This is a genomic window from Methanobrevibacter oralis (assembly GCF_001639275.1).
In the GTDB taxonomy this organism is placed as follows: Archaea; Methanobacteriota; Methanobacteria; order Methanobacteriales; family Methanobacteriaceae; genus Methanocatella; species Methanocatella oralis.
Genome location: NZ_LWMU01000131.1, coordinates 1 through 1,450, shown reverse-complemented (window position 1 = coordinate 1,450; position 1,450 = coordinate 1). Strand labels below are relative to the sequence as shown.

Below are 1,450 nucleotides of genomic sequence, written 5' to 3'. Positions count from 1 at the left end.
AATAACTCTAAATAAAGACTATACATATGTATTTGGAGATAATGCGATAATAATTAATAAACCTTTAACTATTGATGGTAAAAACCATGTACTTAACGGAAGATTAGCTACACGAATATTCTGGATAAGTGGCGATCAAGTCACATTAAAAAATATAAGATTCATAAATGCTAATAATACTCAAACAGATTGGGGTGGTGCCATTTACTGGTTTGGAGATAATGCTAATTTAGAAAATTGTTACTTTAAAAATAACCACGCACGTAAACTTGGTGGTGCTATTTACTTACATGGAACACAAGGCAATATAAAAAACTGCACTTTTAACAATAACCATGCAGAAAAGGGTGGTGCTGTTTATTGGAATGGTAATAATGGTAAATTAAGTGCTTGTTCTTTTAATAATAATCATGCAGATGAGTATGGTGGTGCTGTTTATTGGCATGGTGCTAATGGTTTTTTAAGTGCTTGTTCTTTTGTTAATAACCATGCTAAATGGTATGGTGGTGCTGTTTATTGGACTAGTGCTAATGGTAAATTAAGTAGTTGTTCTTTTGTTAATAACCATGCAGATGAGTATGGTGGTGCTGTTTTTTGGGATGGTAATAATGGTACTTTAAAGGATTGTTCTTTTGTTAATAACCATGCTAAAATGTATGGTGGTGCTGTTTGTTGGTGGGGTGCTAATGGTTTTTTAAGTGCTTGTTCTTTTGTTAATAACCATGCAGATGTTGCTGGTGGTGCTGTTTATTGGCATGGTGATAATGGTAAATTAAGTAGTTGTTCTTTTGTTAATAACCATGCTAAATGGTATGGTGGTGCTGTTTATTGGCATGGTGATAATGGTTTTTTAAGTGCTTGTTCTTTTAATAATAACCATGCAGAGAATTATGGTGGTGCTGTTTATTGGACTAGTGCTAATGGTAAATTAAGTAGTTGTTCTTTTATTAATAACCATGCAGAGAATTATGATGGTGGTGCTGTTTTTTGGAATAGTGCTAATGGTAAATTAAGTAGTTGTTCTTTTGTTAATAACCATGCTAAATTTAAAGGTAATGTTATTTACTGGTTTGAGCCAGGTGATATATTTGCTTGTACTTTTAGTGTATTTCGTCCTAAAAATACAAACACTGTTACTGTTAATAACTTAATTTACTACAGAGATAATAATTACAATGTTAATTACTATGAAAATGGTAATAAAATCCTTAATAGTGGGATAAATAAGAATATTACTTTTTCTAATTTAAACAGTGGAAAACACACTATTAAAATGATTTATAAAAAAGATGGTAATGATTTGACTAATGATTTAATTATTACTGGTGATTCTTATTTAAATTCTAATAATGTGTATATGTTTTATAATGATGGGACAAAATATAAGGTAAAATTAACAGACTACAAAGGAAAACCTTTAATTTATAAAAATCTTCAAATCACAATCAAA

At 30.0% G+C, this 1,450-nt stretch carries 1 pseudogene; it reads left to right on the top strand.

Features of this window, described 5'->3' with window-relative positions:
* Nucleotides 1–1,450, top strand: a pseudogene (locus MBORA_RS09690) (hypothetical protein); the annotation flags it as partial.